Here is a 22,173-nt window from a genome sequence, read left to right on the forward strand (position 1 = left end):
TTTTGATCTTTGGTGATCAAAAATCAAGATCAAAAGATCGCAGGCTTCGCCAGCTCCTACAGGTTTTTATGTACGCCGGACTGCCCAGCGAACATGAAGGTTTTGTCATAAAACTCAACGCACTGCGACCGAATGTCGCGGATTCCGCGGGCTGCAAGACTTTTACCGAATTCACAAACATTCGTTACCAAACTCAGTCGTTTACTTAGCCAGCTAACCAAACATATAACAGAGGCCTGCACACGCCTTGCTGCAGATAACAGAGATTGGAGCTAGCAGATGACTGTAAAAGTGACTGAACGCGACGATTCACATAGGTCCCATGAAGGCGTAGCCGCCGGTATCCGGATCTGGGACGTGCACCAACAAGACATGCTGGTGGGGATGTTCCATTCCGAGACCGACGCCCACAGCTACAAGGCAGAACTGGAAAAACTGGAGCAGCAACGAGCGCTCCAATCCGCATAAGCAAATGACAGCATTGAAAACGACAAACCCCGCCATGAGCGGGGTTTGTCGTTGTTGCAGCCGTTAACGCTTTACCACATCAGATCATCAGGAATCTGATAGGCCGCGTACGGATCGTCCTCGGCAGCGACTTCGTCGGTCTTCACATTCAGCTGCACAATGCGCTGTGGATCGCGCTCCTGGATCTTCAGGGCCGCCTCACGGGGGATCACTTCGTAACCGCCGGCGTGGTGCACGATCGCCAGGAAACCATTACTGAGCTGGTTGCGCATCAGCGAGTTGACCGAGATCCGCTTGACCTTCTTGTCGTCGACGAAGTTGTAGTAGTCCTCGGTCGTCAGCTTCGGCAGACGCGAGACTTCGATCAATTGCTTGACCTGGGCGGCGCGGGCCTTGGCTTCTGCCTTCTCCTGCTGCTGACGGTTCAGCTCCTGGTCGCGCTTGACCTTCTCGGCCATGGCTTCCTGAGCGGCACGCTGCTGGGAGTCATCGAGTTCGATCTGACCTTTGTGGGCCAGACGCTGCTGCTTCTGCTTATCTTTGCCGACCTGTTTGGCCTGCTTCTGGTTGACCAGCCCTGCTTTGAGCAACTGGTCGCGAAGGGAAATGCTCATGGTGCTTATTACTCACTTAGGCAACTGCTCAACCGCAGCTGGGCAAATTCTTTTCCTGACGTTTGGCTTCGCCCCACAAGGCGTCCAACTCTTCGAGGGTGCAATCTTCTATGGGACGGTGGGTATCGCGCAATGCCTGTTCGATAAAACGGAAGCGTCTTTCGAACTTGCTGTTGGCGCCACGCAGTGCAGTTTCCGGATCGACCTTGAGATGACGCGCCAGATTGACCACGGAAAACAACAGATCACCGACTTCATCGGCAATCGCTGCCGAGTCATTGTCGGCCATGGCTTCGAGCACTTCATCGAGTTCTTCGCGAACCTTGTCGAGCACCGGCAAGGCATCCGGCCAGTCGAAACCGACCTGCCCTGCACGCTTCTGCAACTTCGCGGAACGGGACAACGCCGGCAATGCGGCGGGTACGTCATCGAGCAAAGACAGTTGTTCAGGCGCGGATGATTTCTCGGCGCGCTCTTCGGCCTTGATCTCTTCCCAGCGTTGCTTGACCTGTTCTTCACTCAACCGCGGGACATCCAGCGGCGCGTACAAATCACCGGTAGGAAACACGTGCGGATGACGGCGAATCAATTTGCGGGTGATGCTGTCGATGACGCCGGCGAATTCGAAGCGCCCTTCTTCCCGGGCCAACTGGCTGTAATAAACCACCTGGAACAGTAAATCCCCCAACTCACCCTGCAAGTGATCGAAGTCACCGCGCTCGATGGCGTCGGCGACTTCGTAGGCTTCCTCGAGGGTGTGCGGGACGATGGTTTCGTAGGTTTGCTTGATGTCCCACGGGCAGCCGAACTGCGGGTCACGCAGACGGCTCATCAGGTGCAGCAAGTCTTCAAGGCTGTACATCGGTTTCACGGCGTCCGGTTACGGCGGGTTTCAATAATGTTCGGCAACTGGGAAATCCGCCCCAGCAACCGCCCCAGTGCATCCAGTCCCGGAATCTCGATGGTCAGGGACATCAACGCGGTGTTGTCCTCTTTGTTCGAGCGGGTGTTCACCGCCAGCACGTTGATCCGCTCGTTGAGCAGTACTTGCGAAACGTCACGCAGCAAACCGGACCGGTCGTAGGCACGGATGATGATGTCCACCGGATAGGTGAGCACCGGCACCGGGCCCCAGCTGACCTGAATGATCCGCTCAGGCTCGCGCCCGCCCAGTTGCAGCACCGAGGCGCAGTCCTGACGGTGAATGCTCACGCCACGGCCCTGGGTGATGTAACCGACGATCGCATCCCCCGGCAGCGGCTGACAGCAGCCGGCCATCTGGGTCATCAGGTTGCCGACGCCCTGGATCTGGATGTCGCCGCGCTTGCCCGGTTTGTAGCCGGTGGCCTTGCGCGGGATCAGCTCCAGTTGCTCGTTGCCGCGTTCCGGTTCGACCAGTTGCTGCGCCAGATTGACCAGTTGTGCCAGGCGCAAATCGCCGGCACCGAGGGCGGCGAACATGTCCTCGGCGGTTTTCATGTTGGCCTTTTCGGCCAGCTTGTCGAAGTCCACCGCTGGCAGACCGAGGCGATTGAGTTCGCGCTCGAGCAAGGTTTTACCGGCCGCGACGTTCTGGTCGCGCGCCTGCAATTTGAACCAGTGAACGATCTTCGCCCGCGCCCGCGAGGTGGTGATGTAACCCAGGTTCGAGTTCAGCCAGTCGCGACTCGGGGTCCCGTGCTTGCTGGTGATGATCTCGACCTGTTCACCGGTTTGCAGGCTGTAGTTGAGCGGAACGATGCGCCCGTTGATCTTCGCGCCACGGCAGTTGTGACCGATTTCGGTGTGCACGCGGTAGGCGAAGTCCAGCGGCGTCGAGCCCTTCGGCAAGTCGATGGCGTGACCGTCCGGGGTGAAGATGTAGACCCGGTCCGGCTCGATATCGACCCGAAGCTGCTCTGCCAGGCCGCCGATGTCACCCAGCTCTTCGTGCCACTCGAGGACCTGACGCAGCCAGGAAATTTTCTCTTCGTAGTGGTTGGAGCCGGCTTTGACGTCGGTGCCTTTGTAGCGCCAATGCGCGCATACGCCCAGCTCGGCTTCTTCGTGCATGGCGTGGGTGCGGATTTGCACTTCCAGCACCTTGCCCTCGGGGCCGATCACCGCGGTGTGCAGCGAGCGGTAGCCGTTCTCTTTCGGGTTGGCGATGTAGTCGTCGAATTCTTTCGGGATGTGCCGCCACAAGGTGTGGACGATGCCGAGCGCGGTGTAGCAGTCGCGCATTTCCGGCACCAGCACGCGAACGGCACGCACGTCGTAGATCTGGCTGAACTCCAGACCCTTGCGCTGCATTTTGCGCCAGATCGAATAGATGTGTTTGGCCCGGCCGCTGATGTCGGCATCGACGCCGGTGGCGGTCAGCTCATTCTTCAGTTGGCTCATCACGTCGCTGATGAAGCGCTCGCGATCCAGACGCCGCTCGTGGAGCAACTTGGCGATCTGCTTGTACTGATCGGGCTCAAGGTAACGGAAGGACAAGTCCTCCAGCTCCCACTTGATGTGACCGATACCGAGACGGTGAGCCAAAGGCGCGTAGATATCGAAGACTTCGCGGGCGACGCGGTTGCGTTTTTCGTCATCGGCGGTTTTCACCGCACGAATCGCGCAGGTGCGTTCGGCCAGTTTGATCAGCGCGACGCGCACGTCGTCGACCATGGCGACCAGCATCTTGCGCAGGTTTTCGACCTGGCCCTGAGTGCCCAGCACCAGGGATTGACGGGGGCTGAGGCTGGCGCTGATCGCCGCCATGCGCAACACGCCGTCAATGAGTTTGGCGACCACCGGACCGAAGCGCTGGCTGATCGCCGGCAATTCAATCTGGCCTTCGCGCACGCCGCGATACAGGATCGCGGCAACCAACGAATCCTGATCGAGTTTGAGGTCGGCGAGAATCTCGGCGATCTCAAGGCCCGTGCGGAAACTCGAGGTCCCTTCGGACCATAGATTTTTCGCAGCATTGGCCTGTTGTTCAGACGCACGAGCGAACTCGCACGCTTCCTTCAAGGCTTCGCGATCCAGTGCCGGATCGACACTGACCGCGTGATCGAGCCAAGCCTCGAGATTGATACTGCCGTCGGTGTTGATCGGCTGGTGTGCTCTCACCTGTACCATCTTGCTTACCTTCCCTACGACGCAGATTCACTGCGTCAAATCGCTGACCTTTCGCTACCCGTGAACGCTCGCGGGGCTAATGCGAGCGCGGCACGGGCGGGCCAGTCGGACCAGACGAGCCGTCCTAGCTCGCTTCAAATAACGCCATGGCCTCGACATGTGCCGTCTGAGGAAACATATCGAGAATCCCGGCACGTTTTAACCGGTAGCCCTGCTTGATCAATTCAACCGTATCGCGCGCCAGCGTTGCAGGGTTGCACGACACGTATACCAACCGTTTGGCGCCCAGGGACGCAAGCTTGCGCACCACCTCGAAAGCACCGTCCCGTGGTGGATCCAAGAGTACCGCACAAAAGCCTTCGCGCGCCCATTCGGCATCGGTCAAAGGCTGGGATAAATCGGCCTGAAAAAACTTTGCGTTATTCAGATTATTGCTAGCAGCGTTTGCAGCTGCCCGCTCGACCATCGCCTGCACACCTTCCACCGCCACCACTTCACGAACGGCCTTGGCCAGCGGCAAGGCAAAGTTACCCAAACCACAGAATAGATCGAGAACGCGTTCATCTGCTTTCGGCTTCAGCCAATCCAGCGCCTGGGCGACCATGGCCTCGTTGACCCCGGCGTTGACCTGAATGAAATCCCCTGGCCGATAAGCCAGGTTCAAGTCCCACTGTTCAAGACGATAACCCAACGACTGGTCAGCCTCGACCGGTTGCGGTTCGCCCTCTCCATGCAGCCACAATTGAGCTTCATGGAACGCGCAGAAATCCTTGAGGATCGTCATATCGGCGTCGGACAACGGCGCCATGTGCCGCAGCAAAACGGCCAGCTTTGATCCGGCAAATAATTCCACATGCCCCAGCGCCTGAGGTTTGCTCAAGCGCCGGAGCATTTCCGGCAAACGGGTCATGATGGGTTGCAAGGGCTGTACCAGCACCGTGCATTCGTTGATCGCAACGATGTCCTGACTGCCCGCCGCGCGGAAACCGACGTCGAGTTTTTTCGCTTTCTTGTCCCAGCACACCGCCACTCGGGCACGACGCCGGTAGCCGAATTCCGGACCGCTCAACGGCACGGCCCATTCTTCGGGTACGACACCGGCAACCTTCGACAATTGCTCGGCGAGCATGCGCTGTTTCAGGGCGAGTTGTTCGTTGTGCGGCAGATGCTGCACGCTGCAGCCACCACAGCGACCGGCATGCGGACACGGTGCCGGGCGGCGCAGTTCGCTGGCCTGGAACACGCGTTCGGTACGCGCCTCGACCACTTTGCCGTGGGCGCCCAATACGCGCGCCTCGATTTCTTCACCGGCCAATGCGCCGATGACGAACCAGGTGCGACCTTCAAAAAAAGCGATACCGCGACCGTCATTGGCCAGGCGCTCGATGCTCAAGCGCTGCTTTTTACCCGTCGGGATTTGCGGGGCCTTGCTGCCGCCAGTGGGCTGGAAGCGCAGGCCTCTCTCTTGCTTGGCCATCAGTTGGGCGCGTCGAAAATGCCGGTCGACAAGTAACGGTCGCCACGGTCGCAGATGATCGCGACGATCACCGCGTTTTCAACTTCTTGGGACAGACGCAGCATGGCTGCCACGGCACCGCCCGAGGACACGCCGCAGAAGATGCCTTCTTCGCGGGCCAGACGACGGGTCACGTCCTCGGCTTCGCTTTGCGCCATGTCGATGATTCGGTCCACGCGCTCGGCCTGGTAGATCTTCGGCAGGTATTCCTGCGGCCAGCGACGGATGCCCGGAATCGCCGAGCCTTCCATCGGTTGCAGACCGACGATCTGCACGCTCTCGTTCTGCTCTTTCAAGTAGCGCGAGACGCCCATGATGGTGCCGGTGGTGCCCATCGAACTGACGAAATGCGTGATGGAGCCTTCGGTCTGACGCCAGATTTCCGGGCCGGTGGTGGTGTAGTGCGCTTCGGGGTTATCGCCGTTGGCAAACTGATCCAGCACCTTGCCACGGCCTTCGGCTTCCATTCGCTGGGCGAGGTCGCGGGCCCCTTCCATGCCCTCTTCCTGAGTGACCAGAATCAGCTCGGCGCCATACGCCGTCATGGCGGCCTTACGTTCGGCGCTGGAGTTGTCCGGCATGATCAGGATCATCTTGTAACCTTTGATCGCGGCGGCCATCGCCAGCGCAATCCCGGTGTTACCCGAGGTCGCTTCGATCAGCGTATCGCCGACGTGGATCTGCCCGCGCAACTCGGCGCGAGTGATCATCGACAACGCCGGCCGGTCCTTGACCGAACCCGCCGGGTTATTCCCTTCGAGCTTGAGCAAAAGGGTATTGCTGGTGGCGCCAGGCAGGCGCTGCAAACGGACCAGCGGGGTATTGCCGACGCAATCGGCGATGGTTGGGTACTGCAAGGTCATGGCGTATTCGCAATCCAGACTGCGGGGGCGCCTATCATACCGGCAAACTTCGGCAGGCCATATCACGCAAAGTGCGGTGCTTATGGTTTATGGGAATAAGGACGGATTTTATGGTGAACGTTAGGGCCTCTTCGCGAGCAAGCTCGCTCCCACAGGGTCTGCATTGTTCACACTTTTTGTGGCTGCAACCGTTCCAACGTGGGAGCGAGCCTGCTCGCGAAGGCGTCATCACTGACTCCACCCTCATCAGTCACCAACCGCATGTTCAACTGCAACCCCTGCCCGGTGTTCTCAGCCCAAAGCGTCCCGCCCTGACGCGTCACCGCATTCCTCGCAATACTCAACCCCAAGCCAAATCCACCATCCCCAGGTCGCGAACCGTCAAGTCGGATGAACGGCGAAAAGATCCGTTCCAGATCTCCATCAGCCACCCCGCCGCCCTCATCCTCCAGCCACACATGCCAGAAATCGCCATCGCGCTGCCCACCCAGGCGCACAACGCCGCCCGGCGGTGAATGACGAATGGCATTGCGCAGGATGTTTTCCAGCGCCTGGGCCAATGTATTGAGATGGCCGCGCACCCAGCACGACGAATCCACCGCGCACTGCAACTGGCTCGCCGGCCAGCCACTTTCATAGCAGGCATTTTCCGTGAGCATCTCCCACAACGCCTGGATCTGGATGGCTTCATCGGGCAATGGGGCGCGTTCGGTGTCGAGCCAGGCCAGTTGCAGGGTGTCTTCCACCAGCCGTTGCATGCCATCGACTTCTCGGCCAATGCGTTCGCGCAATTGCGCCAGCCCCTGCTCGCTTTCGCTGGCCACTCGCAGGCGACTCAGTGGCGTGCGCAATTCGTGGGACAGGTCGCGTAGCAGTTGTTGTTGCAGGGCCACCGTGCTTTGCAGGCGCTCGGACATGTGGTCGAAGGCCCGCCCCAGTTCACCCAACTCATCCGAGCGGTTGGTGGTCTGGCTCGACAGGCGCACGCTCAGCTGGTCGGCACGCCAGGCATTGGCCTGTTCGCGCAGACTGTTCAACGGCACGACCAGCAACCGATACAGACCGACGCACAACAGCAAGGTGAACAGTCCGGGAATCACGCCGTTGGTGATCACCCGCCAGAACACCCGGTAGCGACCGGGCATGAAACGCTGGGGCAGCTCGATGACCAGACTGCCGGCGGACGGATCGTTGGGAAAAGGCACGCGCAGCCACGGCAGGCCTTTGGTATGGCGACTCATCGGCCAGTCCAGACCGCGCAAAAAAGTCAGGCGCTGGATTTCTTTTCCCGTCAGCGGGTAACTGCTCAATGACTGCAAATCGCCGCCAATCACACCGACCCACGTCGACTCGCGATCGCCGACACTCTGCAACCAGACATCGATGCCTGCACTCTGGCGCTCATTCCATGCCTGCTCGGCCTCGGCGGCGTAGCGGGTCAGCGTGCCCCGGGCCTCGTCGGACAGGAACCGGTTTTTCTGTTCCATGTAGCGGCCCCAGGACCAACTGAGCCAGATCATCAGCAGACAGAACGCCACCAACAAACAGGCCAGCTTCCAGAACAGTGAATGCCTGCCTGGCAGGTCAGACCATTTCATCGACAGCACTCAATACGTAACCCTTGCCCCAGACCGTGCGCACTTCCCGCTCGGTGTACCCGATGGCCTTGAGCTTGCGACGGATCTGGCTGATATGCATGTCGAGGCTGCGGTCATGGGGCGCGTAACCGCGCTGCAAGACATGCTGATAAAGGAAGGCTTTGCTCAGGACTTCATCGCCGCTGCGGTTCAGCGTTTCCAGCAACCGGTACTCGCTGCGGGTCAGGCCGGCAACGTGTTCGCCATAAAAGACATCACAGCGTTCATCGTCGAAACGCAGGCTGCCCGACAAAGGGGCAATCGGTGCCGGCACTGGCCGGCGGTCGAGCACAACCCGCCGCAGGATCGCTTCGATGCGCACCCGCAACTCAACCATGCTGAAGGGTTTGGGCAGGTAATCATCGGCGCCCAGGCGAAAGCCACTGATGCGATCCGCCTCGGCACCGAGCGCCGACATCAGCACCACCGGGGTGGAATGGCTCTGGCGCAACTGTGTCAGTACGTTCAGGCCGTCCAGGCCCGGCAGCAGAATATCCATCAGCACCACATCGAAGGCTTGCTGGCGGGCGATGGTCAAACCTTCCTGACCGTTCTGGCACCAGGTCACCTGAAAACCACAACGCCCCAGGTGCTCGTGAACATACGCACCGAGCACGAGGTCGTCTTCGATGGAAAGAATTCGGGGCTGGTTAACAGAGATGGGAGCCATGAGTATCTGCAAATAATTCTCAGTTGGCGATTATTCAAGATTGCCTCGCTGTGGGCAACACAAGGTTTTCCCATGACGTAAAAGTGGCGATCGGGCCGACGAACGCCGACATCAATTTTACGAAGATTGCCCGCCTGCAAATCGCTACACTGCGCAAGTGGCGCGTGCCGGACGTACGTGCAGGTCATTAAATAGCTGGATGCAGGAGAGATGCGTGCTCAAGAAACTGGGAATTAAAGGCCGCGTGCTGTTGCTGACCCTGTTGCCGACCAGCCTGATGGCATTGGTTCTGGGCGGCTATTTCACCTGGACGCAGCAATCCGACCTGCAAACCCAGCTCATGCAGCGTGGCGAAATGATCGCCGAACAACTGGCGCCCCTGGTGGCCCCGGCCATGGGCCACAAGAACACCGACCTGCTGGAACGCATTGCCACCCAATCCCTCGAACAAACAGACGTGCGCGCCGTTTCGTTCCTCGCGCCCGACCGCTCCCTGGTGGCCCACGCCGGCCCGACCATGCTCAATCAGGCACCGGTCGGCAACAGTTCGCAGATGCTGCGCCGCAGCGGCAATGACGCGACGCGTTACTTGCTGCCGGTGTTCGGCAAGCACCGCAATCTGGCCGGTGACGTGATTCCCGATGAAGCTGACCGCCTGCTGGGCTGGGTCGAGCTCGAACTGTCCCACACCGGCATGCTGCTGCGCGGTTACCGCAGCCTGTTTGCCAGCCTCCTGCTGATCGGCGCAGGCCTGGCCGGTGCGGCGCTGCTGGCGTTGCGCATGGGGCGGACCATCAATCGGCCGCTGAGCCAGATCAAGCAAGCGGTGGCGCAACTCAAGGACGGACATCTGGAAACCCGTCTGCCGCCCCTCGGCAGCCAGGAGCTGGATGAACTGGCGTCCGGCATCAACCGCATGGCCGGCACCCTGCAGAACGCGCAGGAAGAATTGCAGCACAGCATCGACCAGGCCACCGAAGACGTGCGACAGAACCTGGAAACCATCGAAATCCAGAACATCGAGCTGGACCTGGCGCGCAAGGAAGCCCTTGAAGCGAGCCGGATCAAATCCGAGTTCCTGGCCAACATGAGCCATGAAATCCGCACGCCGCTCAACGGCATTCTCGGCTTCACGCACCTGCTGCAAAAAAGCGAGCTGACCCCGCGCCAGCTCGACTATCTGGGCACCATCGAAAAGTCCGCCGACAGCCTGTTGGGGATCATCAACGAGATTCTCGACTTCTCGAAAATCGAGGCCGGCAAACTGGTGCTCGACCATATTCCGTTCAACTTGCGCGACCTGCTCCAGGACACGCTGACCATCCTCGCCCCGGCCGCGCACGCCAAGCAATTGGAACTGGTGAGCCTGGTCTATCGCGATACGCCGCTGTCGCTGGTGGGTGATCCGCTGCGGCTCAAGCAGATCCTCACCAACCTTGTCAGCAACGCGATCAAGTTCACCCGCGAAGGCACTATCGTCGCCCGGGCCATGCTTGAAGAGGATCATGAAGACAGCGTGCAACTGCGCATCAGCATTCAGGACACCGGTATCGGACTGTCGAACCAGGACGTGCGCGCTTTGTTCCAGGCCTTCAGCCAGGCCGACAATTCGCTGTCCCGGCAACCGGGCGGCACCGGTCTGGGGTTGGTGATTTCCAAACGTCTGATCGAACAGATGGGCGGCGAAATCGGTGTCGACAGTACGCCCGGCGAAGGCTCGGAATTCTGGATCAGCCTGAGCCTGCCCAAAACCCGCGACGACGCCGAAGACCTGCCCGGCCCACCGTTGCTCGGGCGCCGGGTGGCAGTACTGGAAAACCACGAACTGGCCCGTCAGGCGCTGCAGCATCAACTGGAAGACTGCGGCCTCGAAGTCATCCCGTTCAATACCCTGGAAAACCTGGCCAATGGCGTGACCAGCGCCCATCAGACCGATCAGGCGATCGACCTGGCGGTGCTCGGCATCACCAGCAATGACATGCCACCGGAGCGCCTCAACCAGCACATCTGGGACCTCGAACACCTGGGTTGCAAGGTGCTGGTGTTGTGCCCGACCACCGAACAGACGCTGTTCCACCTCTCGGTGCCCAACCCGCACAGCCAGCTCCAGGCCAAACCGGCCTGTACCCGCAAACTGCGGCGGGCCTTGTCCGACCTGGTCAACCCGCGTCAGCACCGCAGCGAACCCGGCGAACCGTTGTCCAGCCGTGCGCCAAAGGTGCTTTGCGTCGACGACAACCCGGCCAACCTGTTGCTGGTGCAAACCCTGCTCGAAGACATGGGCGCCAAAGTACTCGCGGTGGAAAGCGGTTACGCGGCAGTCAAGGCGGTGCAGACTGAGACCTTCGATCTGGTGCTGATGGACGTCCAGATGCCCGGCATGGACGGGCGTCAAAGCACCGAAGCGATTCGCCAGTGGGAAAGTGAACGGCATTGCACGCCGCTGCCGATCGTTGCCCTCACCGCTCACGCCATGGCCAACGAAAAACGCGCACTGCTGCAAAGCGGTATGGACGACTACCTGACCAAACCGATCAGCGAACGGCAACTGGCCCAGGTAGTGCTGAAGTGGTCCGGCCTGGCGCTGCGCAATCATGGGCCGGAGCGCGCCAGCGACAGCCATGGCGGCGGGCATGAGTTGCAGGTGCTCGATCACGAGGAAGGTTTGCGCCTGGCCGCCGGCAAGGCTGATCTGGCGGCGGACATGCTGGCGATGCTGCTGGCGTCGCTGGAAGCCGACCGCGAGGCGATTCGCTTTGCCCGGGAAAACAACGACCAGAACGCCCTGATCGAGCGCGTCCATCGCCTGCATGGCGCGACACGCTATTGCGGCGTCCCGCAACTGCGCGCCGCCTGCCAACGCAGCGAAACCCTGCTCAAGCAACAGGACCCCAAAGCCCCCAGCGCGCTGGAAGACCTCGACCGGGCCATCAATCGCCTGGCCGCTCATGCCCGTATAAATGCCTGATGCACGTTCCAGGAGGACCGCATGCGTACGATTCTTTTCAGCAGCCAGACCTACGACCGCGACAGTTTTCTCAGTGCCGAGCTACCGCTCGGCATCGAGCTGCACTTTCAATCGGCGCGACTGAGCCTCGATACGGTGGCGCTGGCGGAGTATCACGAGGTGGTCTGCGCCTTTATTAATGATGACCTCAGCGCGCCGGTGCTCGAACGACTGGCCGCCGGCGGCACACGCCTGATTGCCCTACGCTCGGCCGGTTACAACCATGTCGACCTGGCGGTGGCGAAGCTTCTGGGATTGTCGATTGTACGCGTCCCGGCCTACTCGCCCCACGCGGTGGCGGAACATGCAGTGGCGCTGATCCTGGCGCTCAACCGACGCCTGCACCGCGCCTACAACCGCACGCGCGAAGGGGATTTCAGCCTGCACGGGCTGACCGGCTTCGACCTGGTGGGCAAGACCGTCGGCGTAGTCGGCACCGGACAGATCGGCGCGACCTTCGCGAAAATCATGAACGGCTTTGGCTGCCAACTGCTGGCCTACGACCCCTTCCCCAACCCGCACGTCGAAGCCCTCGGTGCCCGTTACCTGAGCCTGCCGCAACTGCTGGCCGAGTCGCAGATCATCAGCCTGCACTGCCCACTCAACGAGCAGAGCAAACACTTGATCAACCGCGAGTCACTGGCGCACCTGCAGCCCGGCGCGATGCTGATCAACACCGGACGCGGTGGTCTGGTGGACACGCCGGCACTGATCGACGCGTTGAAGGACGGTCAATTGGGTTATCTGGGGCTGGATGTGTATGAAGAGGAGGCGCAGCTGTTCTTCGAGGACCGTTCCGACCTGCCGCTGCAGGACGATGTGCTGGCGCGGCTGCTGACCTTTCCGAACGTGATCATCACCGCTCACCAGGCCTTCCTGACCCGCGAAGCCCTGGGCGCGATTGCCGCGACCACCCTGCAGAACATCGCGGCCTGGGCGGCGGGCGCGCCAGTGAATCGGGTGAAGGCTGACTGAACCAGATCGAAGGTCACATGCCCGCGCCATGCTGCGCTGATGTCCGTGCTAGCATGCCGCGCATATTTGGAGGACCCATGGTCGAACACGATTTCCGCTATAGCCTGATGAACCCGCAACACACCCTCACCGAATGCCGCGCCCTTGTGCCGGGGCGTTATCAAGTCACTGGCAACGGCGGCTCGATTCGTAATAACGACGTGTTGGTAGTGACCCTCAAGGGTGCCAAGGACTTGTCCATGCGCCTGACCGTCGAAACGGTTCGCCACCTGATCAACCCGCCCGGCCAATGGGTCGCGGTGGCCAGTGGTCCGGTGTTCGGCGAACTGGCGATCCACACCTGGAAAGTCAACTGCGACAGCTGCGCCAAAGAGCTGAGCTTCGAGTTCGCGGTCGACGCCAAGCTGGGCAACAAGGCTGAAAAGCCCGCTGCCACTGCACGGATCGCCGAGTTGGGCTGGACCACGCTCGGCGAGAAGCACCTGTGCCCGAAATGCCAGGAGCCTGCGTGATGAAACGCCTTGCTCTGACCGCGATGGTTGGCGCCAGCCTGCTGGGCTGCGCCGCCGAGCCGGTGCAATTGCAACAGAATCGCAGCTACATTCTGGAGTGGATCGGCGAACGTCCGTTAATGGACTACAGCCACCTGACCGTCACCCTCGGTGAAGACGGTCGGGCCTATGGCAACGGCGGCTGCAACCACTGGTTCGCGCCGTACACCCTGGAAGGCGACAAGCTCAGCTTCGGCAAAGTCGGCAGCACCCGCAAACTGTGTGCACCGGCGTTGATGGAGCAGGAAAAGCGTTTCCTCCAGGCATTGGAAAACGTTCAACGCTGGGACGTCTCGCCGATCGAGCAGATGCGCTTTTGGCCGGCGCAAGGGAAGCCGTTGCGTTGGTGGCTTGAAGAGGGTTGATCATCAGCCCCGAAAAGATCGCAGCCTCGCCAAGGCTCGACAGCTCCTACAGGGTGTTCGGCAATCCATGTAGGAGCTTGCGATCTTTGGCTTTTAGTTCTTGGCCTGCAACGCCTCCAACTTAGCCATCACCTGCGCCGCCGTCTGCTCCCCCATCAACTGTTCCCGTACCTTGCCCTTGTTATCGATGATGTAGGTCACCGGCAACGCCTCACTGCGCGGCAATTCAAAAAGCTCCGCCGGATCCGCAGCAAGTACGGTGAACTTGATCCCCAGCTTCTCGCTGGCGCTTTTCAGCTCTTCGCCCTGCACGTTGTCGAAGTTGACCCCGAACACCCCAATCTTCTTGTCCTTGAGTTGATCGGCCAAGGTGTTCAATTCCGGGATCTCGGTTCGGCACGGCCCGCACCATTCAGCCCAGTAATTGAGCACCAGCCATTGTTTGTCCAAACGTTCGGCGGCGACTTTCTGGCCGTTCTGGTCGATGCCATAGTCGTTACCGCAGCCCCCCAGCATTAACGTACCGATGATCGCCAATGCCGCTGCCAGTCGCCTAGTCATGTCGTGATCCTTGTTCAAAATTGAATGCGCCTGCGACCCATCGCCTCCCAAGGTTCTGGATTACGCGCTGCACAGTTAGAATAGCCGTCACCTTACGCAAGATGCGAACCGCACATGACCGATCTGACGCTTTATCACAACCCGCGCTGCTCGAAATCCCGCGGTGCGCTCGAACTGCTCGAAGCCCGTGGCCTGACCCCAACGGTGGTTCGCTACCTGGACACCCCGCTGGACGCCACGCAAATCCAGAACCTGCTGACCAAGCTGGGCATCGGCGCCCGGCAACTGCTGCGTTCCGGTGAGGACGAGTACAAAACCCTCAACCTGGCCGACAGCAGCCTCAGCGAAGCGCAATTGATTGCCGCCATCGCCGCCAACCCGAAACTCATGGAGCGACCGATTCTCGAAGTAGGCGACAAAGCCATCATCGGCCGGCCGCCGGAGAATGTGCTGGAGCTGTTGCCGTGAGCGCGCCGTACATTCTGGTTCTGTATTACAGCCGCAGCGGCTCGACCAATGAAATGGCCCGGCAGATTGCCCGGGGCGTCGAGCAGTCCGGGATGGAAGCGCGCCTGCGCACGGTGCCGCCGATTTCCACCGAGTGCGAGGCGGTGTCGCCGGACATCCCCGACGAAGGCGCGCTCTACGCCAGCCTCGACGACCTGAAGAACTGCGCGGGCCTGGCCCTCGGCAGCCCGACCCGCTTCGGCAACATGGCCGCGCCGCTCAAGTACTTTCTCGACGGCACCAGCAACCTGTGGCTGACCGGCGCTCTGGTGGGCAAACCAGCCGGGGTCTTCACTTCTACCGCAAGCCTGCACGGCGGTCAGGAAACCACGCTGCTGTCGATGATACTGCCATTGCTGCACCACGGCATGCTGATCACCGGCCTGCCGTACAGCGAATCGGCCCTGCTGGAAACCCGTGGCGGCGGCACGCCTTACGGCGCCAGCCATCACGCCGGGGCCGATGGCAAACTTGGTTTGAATGAACATGAAGTCGCGCTATGCCGGGCCTTGGGCCTGCGCTTGGCCAAGACTGCACAGAAACTGGAGCGCTAACGTGGCCAAGAAGCCGAAGATTCTGCCCTCCATCGAATGGCTCGAACCCAGGGTCCGAGCGATGCGCGTCATCAGCCTGCTGTGCTTTTTCGGTCTGGTGGGGCTGCTCTGCGCCTACTACCTGGTGGTCGCCGACCTGCACGGCGCACGGCCGTGGGTCATTCTGCTGATCGAACTGGTGCCGCTGCTGTTGCTGGCGCCGGGGATGATTGTCGGCAGCGCGCGTGGGCATTCATGGATGTGTTTTGTGGTGAACCTGTATTTCATCAAGGGCGCACTGGCGGCGTATGACCCGAACCGGCAGTTGTTTGGTTTGCTGGAAATGGGCGCGAGCCTGGCGGTATTCTGCTCGGCGCTGTTGTATGTGCGGTGGCGGTTTCAGCTCAATCGCAAGTTGGCGGGTGAAGGCGAAATTAGAGTCGCCTGAACTGACGCCTTCGCGAGCAAGCCCGCTCCCACAGGGTTCACGCGATCCTTGTGGGAGCGGGCTTGCTCGCGAAGGGAGCGACTCGGTGTCAATGATTCACTGTGTAAGCGAGCATCATCGAAATCTGGCTCATCGCCCGCCCACCGCTCTCTTCATGCCACTGGTTAAACACATCCTGTACCAACGCCTGATCCCGCAGACTGGTCGGCACCTTGTCGACAATCTTCTGTGCATTCAACGCCGCGACCACGTCGTAGCTCGGCACAAACGTATCCTTACCGACCATCCGCAAGAATCGCGGCGCCGACAACCCGCCCAATTGATGACCGCGCTTTTTCAGGTAGGTCCACAACCCAACGATATCCGTGACGGGCCAATCGGCGATCAATGCGCCGAAGCTGCCCCTCTCATGTGCCTCGTCCAGGATGAACTGCGCATTGCGCGGCACGCTCTTGAGCTTGCCCAAGTGGCGGATGATCCGCGCGTCCTGCATCAAGCGCTCAAGGTGTTCGGCGCTCATCAGCACGACTTTTTCCGGGTCGAATTTGAAAAACACCTCTTCGAACGCCGGCCATTTGGCGTCCACCAGACTGTGCTTGAGCCCGGCACGGAACACGCGCAGCGCCATGGTCGAGAGGTAGCGGTCGTCGCTGATCTTGCGCAATTGCGCCGGGGTTTTCGGAACGGGCAGATGGGCTTCCAGTTCAGCCGCTGAACCGAAGCGGTTCAGACAGTATTCGTGCAGCCACTTGTAATCGCGCATGCCCTCTCCTGAGGTTTTGAAATGAAACCTGTGGGAGCGAGCCTGCTCGCGAAAGCGGTGTGCCATTCAACATTGATGTTGGCTGGCACCACGCCTTCGCGAGCAGGCTCGCTCCCACACGTTGTTCAGAGGTTCACAACATTGACGAAGCGCGAAGCCGCCGTTTCGTCGATCTTGAGGCTGGTGAAGTCGAACAGGTTGCGATCCGCCAGTTGCGACGGGATCACGTTCTGCAAGCTGCGGAAAATGCTTTCGGTGCGGCCTGGCGTCTTGCGCTCCCACTCTTGAAGCATGTCCTTGACCACCTGGCGTTGCAGGTTTTCCTGAGAACCACAGAGGTTGCACGGGATGATCGGGAATTGCTTGAAGTCCGAGTAGGCCTGGATGTCTTTTTCGTTGCAGTAGGCCAGCGGGCGGATCACTACGTTGCGGCCATCGTCGGCCCGCAGCTTCGGCGGCATGGCTTTGAGCGAACCGTTGAAGAACATGTTCAGGAAAAAAGTCTCGACGATGTCGTCGCGGTGATGACCGAGGGCCATTTTGGTCGCGCCGATTTCGTCGGCGAAGGTGTAGAGCGTGCCGCGACGCAGGCGCGAGCACAGCGAACAGGTGGTCTTGCCTTCCGGAATCAGCTCCTTGACCACCGAATAGGTGTCTTTCTCGACGATGTGATACTCGATGCCCAAGGTTTTCAGGTAAGCGGGCAGCACATCTTCAGGAAAACCCGGCTGCTTCTGGTCTATGTTCACGGCCACGATCTCGAACCTGATCGGAGCGACCTTCTGAAAGTGCATCAGCACGTCGAGCAGGGTGTAACTGTCCTTGCCACCGGACAGGCAGACCATGACCTTGTCGCCGTCTTCAATCATGTTGAAATCGGCAACAGCCTCACCGGCCTGGCGGCGAAGGCGCTTTTGCAGTTTGTTCTGGTTGACCGTAAGAGTGCCCATGACGCGAAATCCGTGAGGTGTGACGAAAGGTCGGCATTTTACGCAAAAACGCTTCGGGGGCGAAGAGCCTCCAAGCGACAGACCCTGCGGCGATTAACAGGCGTGTTTACAGCGCAATTTGCTCTAACGCCCTCGCACATGCACCGGTAAGACCTTTCTATACTGCGACATAAGGTCACACACATATCCAGACCTTTCCTTACTCGGCCACTTTGGCCCGTAGGCGCTCCACTGGGGGGCGACGGTAAAACAAGAGGAGTGACTGGCATGATCCATCACGTAGTGGGGCTCTTCACCCACCCTGACCAAGAATGGAAAGAGATTCGTGGCGACCAGGAGGAAAGCATCAGCCACATGTATCTCACCCACACCCTGATTCTGGCGGCGATTCCCGCAGTGTCAGCGTTTATCGGCACCACTCAGGTCGGCTGGGTGATTGGCAGTCGCGCGCCGGTGATGCTGACGGTGGAGAGTGCGCTATGGATGACGGTCATGTCATACCTGGCGATGCTCGGCGGAGTGGCGGTCATGGGCGCGTTCGTCCACTGGATGGCTCGTACCTATGACGCCAACCCGAGCCTGGCACGCTGCGTTGCCTTTGCGACCTACACCGCGACACCGCTGTTCGTTGGCGGTCTGGCGGCGCTGTACCCACACATGTGGCTGGGGATGATCGTCGGCACCGCGGCCATCTGCTACACGGTGTACCTGCTGTATGTGGGGCTACCCACTTTCATGAACATTCCATCAGACGAGGGATTCCTGTTTTCAAGTTCGGTGCTCGCTGTAGGCCTGGTGGTGCTGGTAGCCATCATGGCGTTCACTGTGATTGTCTGGGGACTCGGCGTGGGGCCGGTCTATACGAACTAGCAACACATCACTCAATAACTAGATCTGCCAACACAGGCCGCCGCAAGGCGGCCTTCTACTCTCTAAGAAAGAGCAGGAGCGACGACCATTCGGCGCCTGAGCGATTCGCAAGTCCCGAGGGTTGCGGCATACTCGACGTCTCTGGAGATCCATCAAGCATGCCCGAGCAACTCAATACCCGCGTCGAAGACTGTTACCAACAAGCCGAAACCTTTTTCAAACGACCTTTCAAACGCCCGGTGGTGAGCCTCAAGCTGCGCGGCCAGAAAGCCGGTGTTGCGCATTTGCACGAGAATCTGCTGCGCTTCAATCCGCAGCTGTACCGGGAAAACACCGAGGACTTCCTCAAGCAAACCGTGGCCCACGAGGTTGCGCACCTGATCGCCCATCAACTGTTCGGCGACCGCATTGCGCCCCACGGTGAAGAGTGGCAACTGATCATGCGCGGCGTGTACGAACTGCCGCCCAATCGCTGCCACACCTACGACGTCAAACGTCGCCGCGTGACCCGCTACATCTACAAATGCCCGTGTGTGGACAGCGATTTCCCGTTTTCGGCCCAGCGTCATGGTTTGGTGCGCCAGGGGCGGCGGTATTTGTGTCGGCGGTGTCGGAGCACGTTGGTGTTCAGCGGGGAGATGCGGGTCGAGTAGCAAGATGTGTGGTGCCTGTACTGGCCTCTTCGCGAGCAAGCCCGCTCCCACACTGGATTTATGTCGCGCCGAAGATCCCCTGTGGGAGCGGGCTTGCTCGCGAAGAGGCCCTGACATCCACTACACAACTACCTTGGCACGGCGTAACGCTTCAATTCGCTCAGCACTAAACCCCAACTCCCCCAATACCTGATCCGTATGCTGCCCCAGCGCCGCGCCAATGTGCTTCGGCTCAGGCAACCCTTGCGAAAACTTCAACGGACAAGCCATCTGCGCCTGCGTCGTCCCGTCACCACTCGGCACTTCAGCCACCAGTTCCCGAGCCTTCAACTGCGGATGCCGCACCGCTTCGCCCACGCTCAACACCGGCTCCACGCAAGCATCGACGCCGGCAAACAGCGCGCACAACTCGGCAAAGTCATGCGTCTCGAATTCAATTTTCAACTCACTCTTGAGCGCTTTTTGCTCCGCAGGCTTGGAAGAGAGCCCCTGCGCCGCGAGCTCCGGCCGACCCAACGCCGTACACAGTTGCTGCATAAACGCCGGCTCCAGACTGCCCACCGAGAACCAACGCCCATCGCGCGAACGGTAATAGTCGTAGAAGCTGCCGCCATTGAGCATCTGATCCTCCCTCCCCGGCTCCTCACCACAGGCCAGATACCCGGCGCCGGCCATGGCGTTCAAGCTGAACGCGCAGTCGGTCATGCTCACATCCAGGTGTTGCCCCAACCCGGTTTGCTGCCGGGCGATGACCGCCGCCAGCAGCCCGATCACCCCATGCAACGAGCCACCGGCGATATCCGCCACTTGCATACCCAACGGCAGCGGTCCGCTTTCGGCACGGCCGGTGTAGCTCGTCAGCCCGGTCAGCGCCAGGTAGTTAATGTCGTGGCCGGCGCGGTCCTTGTAGGGACCGGTCTGGCCGTAACCGGTGATCGACACGTAGATCAGTTTCGGATTGATCGCTTTCAAGGCGTCATAACCCAGGCCCAAACGCTCCATCACACCGGGGCGGAACTGCTCCAGCACGATGTCGAAGTTTTGCAGCAACTGCTTGATCACCTCCAGCGCCTCAGGTTGCTTGAGGTCCAGCGCCAGGCTGCGTTTGTTGCGGTTGAGGTAGGCGTGACTGGCGGAAACACCCCGATCATGGGGCGGCAGAACCCGCAGCAGGTCCACGCGCGTTGGTGATTCGATGCGCAGCACCTCGGCGCCCATGTCCGCCAACAACAGTGAGGCGAACGGCCCCGGCAACAGTGTCGAGAAATCCAGAACCTTGAGGGATGCCAGTGGACCGAGCATGGGTGATCTCCGTAAACGATGCCCCCAGACTAGGCAGCCAACAGCATTGCAGCAATCACCTTATGCGTCAGATACGGTGACCGTTACGCTCAAATCGCAGGCATGAAAAAACCCGCCGAAGCGGGTTTTTTCAGTGCAGCCGTCTTATTTGACGTTGATTGGGGTTGGCCCTTCAGCCACACCCAGGTCGTCTTCTTCACGCTCGTCGGAGATACCGCGACCGCCGGAAGCCAGCTCGACTTGCAGCTTGTCTTCGTCCAGCTCGTTTACCCACTTGGCCACGACCAGGGTCGCAACCGCATTACCAACCAGGTTGGTCAGCGCACGGGCTTCGGACATGAAGCGGTCGATACCGAGGATCAGCGCCAGACCGGCCACCGGCAGAGTACCTACGGCCGACAGGGTGGCCGCCAACACGATGAAGCCACTGCCGGTCACGCCCGCAGCACCTTTGGAGGACAGCAACAGCACCAGCAGCAGAGTGATCTGGTGGGTGAGGTCCATTGGGGTGTCAGTCGCCTGAGCGATGAACACAGCGGCCATGGTCAGGTAGATCGACGTACCGTCGAGGTTGAACGAGTAGCCCGTCGGGATCACCAGACCCACAACCGACTTCTGCGCGCCCAGGCGTTCCATCTTGATCAGCATGCGTGGCAGAGCCGATTCCGAAGAGGAAGTACCCAGCACGATCAGCAGTTCTTCACGGATGTAGCGAATCAGTTTGAGGACGCTGAAACCGTGCGCGCGGCAGATGGCGCCCAGTACCAGGACCACAAACAGGATGCAGGTGATGTAGAAGCAGATCATCAGCTGACCCAGCTGCACCAGCGAGCCGACACCGTAGGCACCGATGGTGAAGGCCATCGCGCCGAAGGCACCGACCGGCGCAAGCTTCATGATCATGTTGATGATGTTGAACATCACGTGAGCAAAGCGATCGATGAAGTCCAGCACCGGTTTGCCGTAGGCACCCAGGCGATGCAGGGCGAAACCGAAGATCACCGAGAACATCAGCACTTGCAGGATGTCGCCGTTGGCGAAGGCGCCGACGATGGTGTTCGGGATCACGTTGAGGACAAAAGCGATGATGCTCTGGTCTTTACCGGCCGAGATGAAGCCAGCGATTTTGCTGGTATCCAGAGTGGTTACGTCGATGTGCATGCCGGCGCCCGGTTGCACGACGTTGACCACGACCAGACCGATCAGCAAGGCAATGGTGGAAACAATTTCGAAGTACAGCAGCGCATAGCCGCCGGTTTTACCGACTGACTTCATGTTCTGCATGCCGGCGATACCGCTGACGACCGTACAGAAGATGATTGGCGCGATGACCATTTTAATCAGTTTGATAAACCCGTCACCCAGCGGCTTGAGGGCCACACCGGTCTGCGGGTAGAAGTGACCGAGCAGGATGCCGATGGCAATAGCAACGATCACCTGGAAATACAGGGATTTGTACAGTGGCTGACGAGTCGTCATTGCAAAGTTCCTCAAGAGCGTCCCGCGACAACATCCATCTGTTGTCAACGACACCTCATTTGCGAACCCTCCTGCACTGGAGGGATTTGTTTTGTCGAGCTGCGCAACGGCAGGCATCTGCGGGTTGTATCGCAAGGCCCGTGCCACCTTCGTCAAAAAGCCTGCACGCCTTTTGACATCAAGGGCTACAGGTTTTTCCTGGTCGCTTCTCGGCTACATCGATATGGCGGATTTCCGCCCATCGACCAAATCACGTCCTGCAATTTGGCGGATATCCGCCTTGTTCATCGTTGGCCACCACGGCTACCATCCGCCGTTCAATGGACGGAC

At 60.1% G+C, this 22,173-nt stretch carries 22 protein-coding genes; 10 read left to right on the top strand and 12 right to left on the bottom strand.

Annotation, left to right across the window (positions count from 1 at the left end):
• Window positions 1-279: 279 nt before the first annotated feature.
• On the top strand, window positions 280-468 hold the full coding sequence (locus tag ACYZTX_RS23160) for a hypothetical protein (protein ID WP_462036003.1): 189 nt from the start codon (window positions 280-282) through the stop codon (window positions 466-468).
• A 71-nt stretch (window positions 469-539) separates the two neighbouring features.
• Here the strand turns inward: ACYZTX_RS23160 and ACYZTX_RS23165 are convergent, their stop codons facing one another.
• The 7 genes from ACYZTX_RS23165 to ACYZTX_RS23195 form a co-directional block, all read right to left on the bottom strand.
• Window positions 540-1,082: a DUF2058 domain-containing protein gene (locus tag ACYZTX_RS23165; protein WP_462036004.1), complete on the bottom strand. Its 543-nt coding sequence runs from the start codon at window positions 1,080-1,082 to the stop codon at window positions 540-542.
• Window positions 1,083-1,110: 28 nt separating this feature from the next.
• Window positions 1,111-1,944: a nucleoside triphosphate pyrophosphohydrolase gene (mazG, locus tag ACYZTX_RS23170; RefSeq protein ID WP_282375766.1), complete on the bottom strand. Its 834-nt coding sequence runs from the start codon at window positions 1,942-1,944 to the stop codon at window positions 1,111-1,113.
• 5 nt (window positions 1,945-1,949) lie between these two features.
• The gene (gene relA / locus ACYZTX_RS23175) at window positions 1,950-4,193 is read right to left on the bottom strand and encodes a GTP diphosphokinase (protein WP_462036005.1); all 2,244 of its coding nucleotides are present in this window, start codon (window positions 4,191-4,193) and stop codon (window positions 1,950-1,952) included.
• 124 nt (window positions 4,194-4,317) lie between these two features.
• The gene (gene rlmD, locus ACYZTX_RS23180) at window positions 4,318-5,670 is read right to left on the bottom strand and encodes a 23S rRNA (uracil(1939)-C(5))-methyltransferase RlmD (protein WP_462036006.1); all 1,353 of its coding nucleotides are present in this window, start codon (window positions 5,668-5,670) and stop codon (window positions 4,318-4,320) included.
• Entirely contained in the window at window positions 5,670-6,572 is a 903-nt protein-coding gene (gene cysM / locus ACYZTX_RS23185; protein ID WP_462036007.1) for a cysteine synthase CysM, read from the bottom strand. The genes rlmD and cysM overlap by 1 nt, the downstream gene beginning before the upstream one ends.
• Window positions 6,573-6,739: 167 nt before the next feature.
• Window positions 6,740-8,170, bottom strand: coding sequence for a histidine kinase sensor domain-containing protein (locus ACYZTX_RS23190; protein ID WP_462036008.1), 1,431 nt, complete (start codon window positions 8,168-8,170; stop codon window positions 6,740-6,742).
• Window positions 8,157-8,879 (bottom strand): response regulator transcription factor, encoded by a 723-nt coding sequence (locus ACYZTX_RS23195; RefSeq protein WP_462036009.1) that lies wholly within the window; start codon window positions 8,877-8,879, stop codon window positions 8,157-8,159. Before ACYZTX_RS23195 ends, ACYZTX_RS23190 begins: the two co-directional genes overlap by 14 nt.
• A 214-nt stretch (window positions 8,880-9,093) precedes the next feature.
• Between ACYZTX_RS23195 and ACYZTX_RS23200 the strand changes: the two genes are divergently transcribed.
• From ACYZTX_RS23200 to ACYZTX_RS23215, 4 genes are all read left to right on the top strand, one after another.
• Entirely contained in the window at window positions 9,094-11,847 is a 2,754-nt protein-coding gene (locus ACYZTX_RS23200) for a response regulator (RefSeq protein ID WP_462036010.1), read from the top strand.
• Between the two features lie 21 nt (window positions 11,848-11,868).
• Window positions 11,869-12,861 carry a 2-hydroxyacid dehydrogenase gene (locus tag ACYZTX_RS23205; protein WP_462036011.1) on the top strand — a complete coding sequence of 331 codons (993 nt, stop codon included), beginning with the start codon at window positions 11,869-11,871 and terminating at the stop codon, window positions 12,859-12,861.
• Window positions 12,862-12,938: 77 nt separating this feature from the next.
• The gene (locus ACYZTX_RS23210) at window positions 12,939-13,373 is read left to right on the top strand and encodes a hypothetical protein (protein WP_462036012.1); all 435 of its coding nucleotides are present in this window, start codon (window positions 12,939-12,941) and stop codon (window positions 13,371-13,373) included.
• Window positions 13,373-13,777 (top strand): META domain-containing protein, encoded by a 405-nt coding sequence (locus tag ACYZTX_RS23215; RefSeq protein ID WP_462036013.1) that lies wholly within the window; start codon window positions 13,373-13,375, stop codon window positions 13,775-13,777. The genes ACYZTX_RS23210 and ACYZTX_RS23215 overlap by 1 nt, the downstream gene beginning before the upstream one ends.
• 93 nt (window positions 13,778-13,870) lie before the next feature.
• Here the strand turns inward: ACYZTX_RS23215 and ACYZTX_RS23220 are convergent, their stop codons facing one another.
• Window positions 13,871-14,338, bottom strand: a complete 468-nt coding sequence (locus tag ACYZTX_RS23220; RefSeq protein WP_462036014.1) for a TlpA disulfide reductase family protein — start codon at window positions 14,336-14,338, stop codon at window positions 13,871-13,873.
• Between the two features lie 114 nt (window positions 14,339-14,452).
• On the opposite strand from ACYZTX_RS23220, the gene arsC reads away from it, so the two are divergent.
• Genes arsC through ACYZTX_RS23235 form a run of 3 tightly spaced genes read left to right on the top strand, consistent with a single transcriptional unit; the run spans window position 14,453 to window position 15,826 of the window.
• Window positions 14,453-14,806 carry an arsenate reductase (glutaredoxin) gene (gene arsC / locus ACYZTX_RS23225; protein ID WP_462036015.1) on the top strand — a complete coding sequence of 118 codons (354 nt, stop codon included), beginning with the start codon at window positions 14,453-14,455 and terminating at the stop codon, window positions 14,804-14,806.
• Window positions 14,803-15,399 carry an NAD(P)H:quinone oxidoreductase gene (gene wrbA, locus ACYZTX_RS23230; RefSeq protein WP_462036016.1) on the top strand — a complete coding sequence of 199 codons (597 nt, stop codon included), beginning with the start codon at window positions 14,803-14,805 and terminating at the stop codon, window positions 15,397-15,399. Before arsC ends, wrbA begins: the two co-directional genes overlap by 4 nt.
• Window position 15,400: 1 nt before the next feature.
• A complete protein-coding gene (locus ACYZTX_RS23235) occupies window positions 15,401-15,826 on the top strand; it encodes a DUF2069 domain-containing protein (protein ID WP_462036017.1) in 426 nt (141 codons plus the stop codon).
• Window positions 15,827-15,914: 88 nt separating this feature from the next.
• Here the strand turns inward: ACYZTX_RS23235 and ACYZTX_RS23240 are convergent, their stop codons facing one another.
• Window positions 15,915-16,589 (bottom strand): DNA-3-methyladenine glycosylase I, encoded by a 675-nt coding sequence (locus ACYZTX_RS23240; RefSeq protein ID WP_462036018.1) that lies wholly within the window; start codon window positions 16,587-16,589, stop codon window positions 15,915-15,917.
• Window positions 16,590-16,714: 125 nt separating this feature from the next.
• Entirely contained in the window at window positions 16,715-17,539 is an 825-nt protein-coding gene (gene ttcA, locus ACYZTX_RS23245) for a tRNA 2-thiocytidine(32) synthetase TtcA (RefSeq protein WP_462036019.1), read from the bottom strand.
• Window positions 17,540-17,806: 267 nt separating this feature from the next.
• On the opposite strand from ttcA, the gene ACYZTX_RS23250 reads away from it, so the two are divergent.
• Both ACYZTX_RS23250 and ACYZTX_RS23255 read left to right on the top strand, forming a co-directional pair.
• A complete protein-coding gene (locus ACYZTX_RS23250; RefSeq protein WP_134827800.1) occupies window positions 17,807-18,409 on the top strand; it encodes a Yip1 family protein in 603 nt (200 codons plus the stop codon).
• A gap of 158 nt (window positions 18,410-18,567) precedes the next feature.
• A complete protein-coding gene (locus ACYZTX_RS23255; RefSeq protein ID WP_462036020.1) occupies window positions 18,568-19,062 on the top strand; it encodes a SprT family zinc-dependent metalloprotease in 495 nt (164 codons plus the stop codon).
• Window positions 19,063-19,182: 120 nt separating this feature from the next.
• On the opposite strand, the gene ACYZTX_RS23260 is transcribed toward ACYZTX_RS23255, so the two are convergent.
• Both ACYZTX_RS23260 and ACYZTX_RS23265 read right to left on the bottom strand, forming a co-directional pair.
• Window positions 19,183-20,364: a CaiB/BaiF CoA transferase family protein gene (locus ACYZTX_RS23260; RefSeq protein ID WP_462036021.1), complete on the bottom strand. Its 1,182-nt coding sequence runs from the start codon at window positions 20,362-20,364 to the stop codon at window positions 19,183-19,185.
• A gap of 144 nt (window positions 20,365-20,508) precedes the next feature.
• Window positions 20,509-21,843 carry a dicarboxylate/amino acid:cation symporter gene (locus tag ACYZTX_RS23265; protein WP_462036022.1) on the bottom strand — a complete coding sequence of 445 codons (1,335 nt, stop codon included), beginning with the start codon at window positions 21,841-21,843 and terminating at the stop codon, window positions 20,509-20,511.
• Window positions 21,844-22,173 lie beyond the last annotated feature (330 nt).

The sequence above is a fragment of the Pseudomonas sp. MDT1-17 genome, assembly GCF_054898105.1.